The following is a 6870-nucleotide window of genomic DNA, read 5'->3' as shown; positions in this document are numbered from 1 at the left end:
GCATGGCCACAGGCTCGGACTGGCAAAAGACCTGCGACAGCCGGCGCGCGGTGTCGGCAGCCTTTTTGCCGGGCAGCTTTTTCACGATAGGAATTTTTTCTTGACTGGGTGCCCTCAGCTATGGTACATTTTTGCCTATGGTGCTGATTTGCGCCAGTGACCCGCCGCACAGGCGGGTTTTTCGTTTGCTCCGTCAGCCAACACACCGGCGAAGGTTTCCGAGGACCGGTTAACCCGAGTTCGTAGACCCTGGGCATGGCCATGGGACGGCAGTTCGCATCACCGGCGAAGGTCGATCAGAAATAGCGCCTGAGGTTCGTGCGAATACGATCGAGCACGCTGTCCCCGGAAAGGTCCGGCGAGAATTCCTTGCCGGTGATCGCCTCATAAGCCTGCGCGTAAACCCGCGAGGCCTGTTCGACGATCTCGGCCGGTATCTCAGGTATCGGGTCGCTGTAGGGGTTGCAGCGCGCCGAGACCCACGACCGGACGAAATCCTTGTCAAAACTCTCCGGCCGGCTGCCGTCGGCGAGCGCCCGTTCGTAGCTCGATGCGATCCAGTACCGGCTGCTGTCCGGGGTGTGGATTTCATCGGCAAGAATGATGGTCCCGTTCCTGTCGGTGCCGAATTCGTACTTCGTGTCCGCCAGGATCAGGCCGCGCTCGGTGGCGCGCTGCTGGCCGCGGGCGAACAGCCGCAAAGCGTAGCCGGACACGGTGTCCCACTGCGCCTGCGTGAGAAGACCCTGTTCGAGGATCTCGGCTTTCGACAGCGGCTCGTCATGGCCGCCATGCGCGGCCTTGCTGGTCGGCGTGATGATCGGCTCGGCCAGCTTTTCATTGTCGCGCAGGCCGTCCGGCAGGCGGATACCGTACATGTCGCGGTCGCCGCGCTTGTAGCGCGTCAGGATCGAGGTGCTGGTGGTTCCCGCCAGATAGCCGCGCACGACGATCTCGACCGGCAGGATGTCGAGCCTCGTGCCGACGACGGCGTTCGGGTCGGGGTATTCGAGAACATGGTTCGGACAGATATCGGCGGTTTCCTCGAACCAGTAGCGCGCCGTCTGGGTCAGTATCTCTCCCTTGTAGGGGATCGAAGTCAGGATGATGTCGAAGGCACTGAGCCGGTCGGTGGCGATGATGATGCGCCGGCCATCCGCCAGATCGTAGTTTTCGCGGACCTTGCCGCTGTAGTGGCCCGGCAGTTCGGGAATGAACGCGTCAGGGAGGGTCCGCATATGATTTCCTGCCTTCCGCAGAGTGGCCAGAGCATAATTCCGAAAAGTTATGCGCCAAGATAGTGCCATCGCATAGGCTGTCGGGACGATAGATATCAAGCGCGATTGTCGGGAATCCCCGCAAACCTGATCGGTTCGACGGTCGCTTTTTTCACAACTGATGCCGGATGGCGCGGCGACTTCGGAATGCCGTCGCGTCTAGGCTGCAGCCAATTTTTCGGAGCCTCCCATTTCCATCATGCAGACCTATGATTTCATCATCGTCGGCTCCGGCTCGGCCGGCTCGGTCCTGGCTGAAAAACTGTCGGCCTCGGGGCGCTTCTCGGTGCTGGTGCTGGAGGCCGGCGGCAGCGACCGCCGCTTCTACGTGCAGATGCCGCTCGGCTACGGCAAGACCTTCTTCGATCCCGACGTCAACTGGAACTACAAGGCCGAGCCGGACCCGGGGCTCGCCGGCAATGCCGACCACTGGCCGCGCGGCAAGCTGCTCGGCGGTTCGAGCTCGATCAACGCCATGGTCTGGATCAGGGGCGCGCGCGAGGATTTCGATGCCTGGGCCGCCGCCGGCAATCCCGGCTGGGGCTATGACGATCTGCTGCCCGCCTTCAAGGCGCTCGAGGACAACCAGGCCGGCGCAGACCAATGGCGCGGCGTCGGCGGCCCGCTGCATGTCACAGACTGTTCGGGCGCCGTCCACCCGCTGACCAAACGCTATCTCGCCGCCGGCCAGCAGGCCGGCCTGCCCTTCAACCCGGATTTCAACGGCGCTGCCCAGGAAGGCGTCGGCGTCTACCAGATCTCGACCCGCAACGGCCGCCGCATGTCGGCGGCGCGCGCTTTCCTGCGCCCGGCGATGAAGCGCGCCAACGTCCGCGTCGAGATGAAGGCGCTGGCGACCAGGGTGCTGTTCGAGGGCAAGCGCGCCGTCGGTGTCGAATACCAGCAGAACGGCGAGACGAAGTCGGCGCGTGCCGGCCGCGAAGTCATCCTGTCGGGCGGCTCGGTCAACTCGCCGCAATTGCTGCAGCTGTCCGGCGTCGGGCCCTCCGCGCTGCTGAAAGGCCTGGGCATCCGGATGGTCCAGGCCAACGAGAATGTCGGCGCGCATCTGCAGGATCATGTCGGCATCAACTACACCTTCAAGGGCAAGCTGCCGACGCTCAACCAGACGCTGCGTCCCTGGTGGGGCAAGCTGCTGGTCGGCATGCAATATATCCTGACCCGTTCGGGCCCGCTGTCGCTGTCGATGAACAATGCCGGCGGCTTCTTCCGCACCGACCCGGCGGCGACGCGGCCCAACATGCAGCTCTATTTCCAGGCATTCTCGACCGTCATTCCCAAGAGCGGCGAGCGTCCCATCCTGACGCCCGACCCATGGCCGGGCTTTTCCATCGGCCTGTCCAACTGCCGCCCGTCGAGCCGTGGCGAGATCATGATCCGCTCGGCCAATCCGCGCGAGTACCCCAGGATAACGGCCAATGCCTACTCCACCAATGCCGATGTCGAGGAGATGCTGGCGGCGGTGAAATTCGTCCGCAAGATCGCCTCGATGCCTGCCATGGCCGAGATCATCGAGGAAGAGGTTTTGCCAGGCCCGTCAATCACTTCCGATGCAGACCTGATTCAGGATTTCAGGAAGCGCTCGGGCACCGTCTATCATCCGGTCTCGACCTGCCGCATGGGGCCCGATCCGGCGCGCGCCGTCGTCGACCCGCGTCTCAAGGTGCACGGCATCGACGGTCTGCGCGTCATCGACGCCTCGATCTTCCCCGACAACATCACCGGCAACACCAACGCCGCCTCGATCATGACCGGTTGGAAGGGCGCCGAACTGGTTCTGGAGGACCAAAAATGAAGATCACCGACGTCAAGACCTGGGTTGTCGACAATCCGCCGCCCGGCATCGGCGGCAAGTATTTCATCTTCGTCAAGTTGACCACCGATGGCGGCGTCGTCGGCTATGGCGAAGCCTACAACGCCACCTTCTCCGCCCATGTTACCGCCCGGATGGTCGAGGACATGGCCGAGCGCTATCTCGTCGGCCGCGATCCGCACGACATCGAGAACTTCTTCCGCCGCGCCTATTCGTCCGGCTTCACCCAGCGGCCCGACGTGTCAGGCATGGGCTGCTTCTCGGCGCTGGAAATGGCCTGCTGGGACATCATCGGCAAGGAGGCCGACAAGCCGGTCTACAAACTGCTCGGCGGCCAGGTGCACGAAACGCTGCGTTCCTACACCTATCTTTATCCGCACACCGGCAGCGTCCACTCCGAGGATGCGCACGGCAAGAACGTCTACAACGACCCCGATCTCGCCGCCGCCTGCGCGCTCGAATATGTCGAACAGGGGTTCAACGCCGTCAAACTGGACCCGGCCGGCCCCTACACCGCCTTCGACGGCCACCAGCCGCGTCTTGTCGATATCGACCTGTCCACCCGCATGATCAAGGCGATCCGCGAGGCGGTCGGCACCCGCGCCGACATCCTGTTTGGCACGCACGGCCAGTTCACAGCGTCCGGCGCGCTGCGCATGGCGCGCGCCATCGAGCCCTATGATCCCTTGTGGTTCGAGGAGCCGGTGCCGCCTGACATGCCCGAAGTCATGGCGCAAGTGGCCCGCGCGACCTCGATCCCGATCGCCACCGGCGAACGGCTGACCACCAAGTTCGAGTTCGCCCGCGTCATCGAGAACCGCGCCGCGACCATCCTGCAGCCGGACCTCGGCCGCTCCGGCGGCATTCTCGAAACCAAGAAGATCGCGGCGATGGCCGAGGCCTACCACATCCAGATCGCCCCTCACTGCTATTGCGGGCCGATCGTCGGTGCGGCCAACATCCAACTGGCGGTGACGCTGCCCAACTTCCTCATCCTGGAATCGCTGAAGCAGTGGGACGGTTTCCATGCCACGCTCTTGAAGAAGAAGATCGAGTGGCAGGACGGCAATGTCATCCCCTCGAAGGAGCCCGGCCTCGGCGTCGAGCTCAACGAAGCGGTCTGCGACGCGCATCCCTATACGGGCAAGGACCTGCATTTGCAGATGATGCAGACCCCGCTGATGCCGTGAGCGAAAGCTACGCCTTCATCGGGCTTGGCCATCTCGGCGGCAACCTTGCCGCCAGCCTGATCCGCAACGGCTTTGCCGTCACCGTCTTCGACCGCGATCCGGCCGCCGCTGAGCGCCTGGTGGCGCTCGGCGCCACCGCCGCGAGCAGCCCGGCCGAGGCCGCCGGCCGGGCCGGCAATGCCATCACGTGCTTGCCTTCGCCCAAGGTCAGCGAAGCGGTGCTGGCCGGACCCGGCGGATTGCTAGAGGGCCTTCCCAAGGGCGGTACCTGGATCGAGATGTCGACCAACGGCCGCGACGAGATTCTTCGCCTTGCGGCCCTCGCCTCGGCCAGGGGCGTCGAGACGCTGGAATGCCCGGTCACCGGTGGCGTGCATCTGGCGGCGGCTGGCAAGATCACCGCGCTGGTCGGCGGCGATCCAGCGCTCTACGAACGTCATCGGCCGGCCATCGAGGCGATGTGCGCAAAGTCGTTCCTGATGGGTCCGGTCGGCTCGGCGGCGGTGATCAAGGTGATCACCAACATGCTCGCCTTCATCCATCTCGTCGCCGCCGGCGAGGCGCTGATGCTGGCGAAACAGGGCGGGCTCGACCTCGCCCAGTCCTACCATGCCATCTCAGCCTCCTCCGGCAACAGCTTCGTCCATGAGACCGAAAGCCAGCTCATCTTGAACGGCTCCTACGACATCGGCTTCACCATGGACCTGGCGCTGAAGGACCTCGGCTTCGCGCTGGCGATGGGCAGGGAATTCAGACTGCCGCTCCAACTGGCGCCGCTTGTGAGTGAGATTTTCCAGATGGGCAAACAGGAATATGGCGGCAGCGCCTGGTCCACCCAGATCGTCAAATTGCTCGAGGATGCCGTCGATACCGACCTGCGCGCGCCCGGTTTTCCGGCCAAGCTGGAACTCTGACATCAGCCAGTTATCAAGCGATTTCAGGACGTTGGATTGATGGGCGGATTCATCTGAATCAATCTGTCAACGGCTTGATTCAGTATCTGAGCGTCAATGCACCCGGCAGGATCTCGAAGGTCGCGGGTATGCGTCCCGGCGACTCGCCGTCTATATCGACCAGGGCGCCACTCTCTGACGCATCGCCGAGCGGCTCGACCACCACTTTCCTGCCGCGCAGGATGGTGATCGCCGGATGGTTGCGGTGCCGGCCGCCATAGAGCAGCCGGATGTCCCAGATCAGCTTCAGCTTGCCGGCGGCGCGCAGGATGACGATGTCGAACTGCCCGTCGGTGATTTCGGCATCCGGCGCGATCATCATGCCGCCGCCGAAGAACTTTCCATTGGCGACCGCCACCAGCGCCATGCGCGCTTCGACGGGTGCGCCGTCGTCGACCGTGATCCTGACGTCCTGAAAACGGTAGCGGATGAACTCCACCACGGTGCGCCACAGGAACAGTGCCTTGGCCGACATCCTGCCCTTGCGCTTGTCGGCATTGACGGCGCGGTCGGTGGCGCCGGACAGGCCGAGACTGGCGATGTTGATGAAGTGCCGGCTGGCCAGCGCGCCGTGATCGTCGATGTAGCCGATGCGCCCGGCATCGACCTTGCGACCCTTGGCTTCGGCCAACCGCTTCAGCACGGCATCCACCTCTTTCGGCAGGCCGAGCCCGCGCGCGAAATCGATGCCGGTGCCGCACGGCAACAGGCCAAGTTCAGTGATCCGGCCGCTCTCCTGGGCCGCCTGCAGAAGCCCGTCGGCCACTTCGCTGGCGGTGCCGTCACCGCCGGCCGCAATCACCAGATCGAAGCCAATCATTGCGAGATCGATTGCCAGCCTTTCGGCATCGCCTTCGGCCTGCGTTTCGCGCAGCTCGAATTCGCCGAAATGCTTTTTCAGCGACACGGCAACATCAGGCCAATGCCGTTTCAGCCGGCCGCCACCGGCAATCGGGTTGAGAACCACTCCGACTTTCAAAATACCCGCCCTCCCCGGCGCCGGACATGCAGGTCCGATCCTTTGCCGGCATTGAAGCCCGCGACCACCGGCGGAGCAAGGGGCGCTGTCGGCTCGTACGCAAAAAAGCGGGCGGGCTGTCTAAAGCAGCCGGCGCTCGAATTCCCCGGTTTGTGGCTAACGATCCCCGGTAATCCCGCTATCCACAGGGCAGCGGCCATTCCCCAGGACCCTTACTCGGCGTACATTAAACCCATCTCAGGCGGCTACCGATCATCAAGCCGAAAGGCGAAGTGAAAGGCGGATTTCCTGAGGCCCGTACGGCCCGAAGCGAGAGCAGGCTTGCCTGTTTCGAGGGACGGAGCCGAGACCTACGGGGCCGCGGAAAGCGTGCCAACGCCGACGGCGGACCGATGCTGCCATGAAGGACGGCAAAAACCTTCGATGGTGCGCAGGGCAAAGCTCGCAAGGGTGGAGACCGGCGTGGTCCCGAACGGACGCTGCTCTCGGGCGGCGGACTGGCAGGACCGTCAAAATCAAGGCCGGCAAGGCGCGACGACTTTACGGAAGTTGCTGCCGCGACCGTGTCCTGATCTGACAGGGAGGCGCTGGGAGAAATCCCGGCGCCGACTGTCTTTTTGGCCCCCCGATGCCCTTT

At 64.0% G+C, this 6870-nt stretch carries 5 protein-coding genes; 3 read left to right on the top strand and 2 right to left on the bottom strand.

Going from position 1 to position 6870, the window contains the following annotated elements:
* Nucleotides 1-296: 296 nt before the first annotated feature.
* Nucleotides 297-1238, bottom strand: coding sequence for a phosphoribosylaminoimidazolesuccinocarboxamide synthase (locus EN932_RS25015; RefSeq protein WP_127370159.1), 942 nt, complete (start codon nt 1236-1238; stop codon nt 297-299).
* Nucleotides 1239-1476: 238 nt separating this feature from the next.
* On the opposite strand from EN932_RS25015, the gene EN932_RS25010 reads away from it, so the two are divergent.
* Genes EN932_RS25010 through EN932_RS25000 form a run of 3 tightly spaced genes read left to right on the top strand, consistent with a single transcriptional unit; the run spans nt 1477 to nt 5215 of the window.
* On the top strand, nt 1477-3093 hold the full coding sequence (locus tag EN932_RS25010; RefSeq protein ID WP_127384773.1) for a GMC family oxidoreductase N-terminal domain-containing protein: 1617 nt from the start codon (nt 1477-1479) through the stop codon (nt 3091-3093).
* Nucleotides 3090-4301, top strand: coding sequence for a mandelate racemase/muconate lactonizing enzyme family protein (locus EN932_RS25005; protein WP_013530046.1), 1212 nt, complete (start codon nt 3090-3092; stop codon nt 4299-4301). The genes EN932_RS25010 and EN932_RS25005 overlap by 4 nt, the downstream gene beginning before the upstream one ends.
* Nucleotides 4298-5215, top strand: a complete 918-nt coding sequence (locus tag EN932_RS25000) for an NAD(P)-dependent oxidoreductase (RefSeq protein WP_127369569.1) — start codon at nt 4298-4300, stop codon at nt 5213-5215. Before EN932_RS25005 ends, EN932_RS25000 begins: the two co-directional genes overlap by 4 nt.
* 79 nt (nt 5216-5294) lie before the next feature.
* Here EN932_RS25000 and EN932_RS24995 read toward each other — a convergent pair whose 3' ends face one another.
* Nucleotides 5295-6233: a diacylglycerol kinase family protein gene (locus EN932_RS24995; protein WP_127369568.1), complete on the bottom strand. Its 939-nt coding sequence runs from the start codon at nt 6231-6233 to the stop codon at nt 5295-5297.
* Nucleotides 6234-6870 lie beyond the last annotated feature (637 nt).

It is taken from the genome of Mesorhizobium sp. M7A.F.Ca.US.002.01.1.1 (assembly GCF_004022955.1).
GTDB lineage: Bacteria > Pseudomonadota > Alphaproteobacteria > Rhizobiales > Rhizobiaceae > Mesorhizobium > Mesorhizobium ciceri.
Note: the sequence above shows the minus strand (reverse complement) of the source record. Positions and strands in the feature narration are given on the sequence as shown.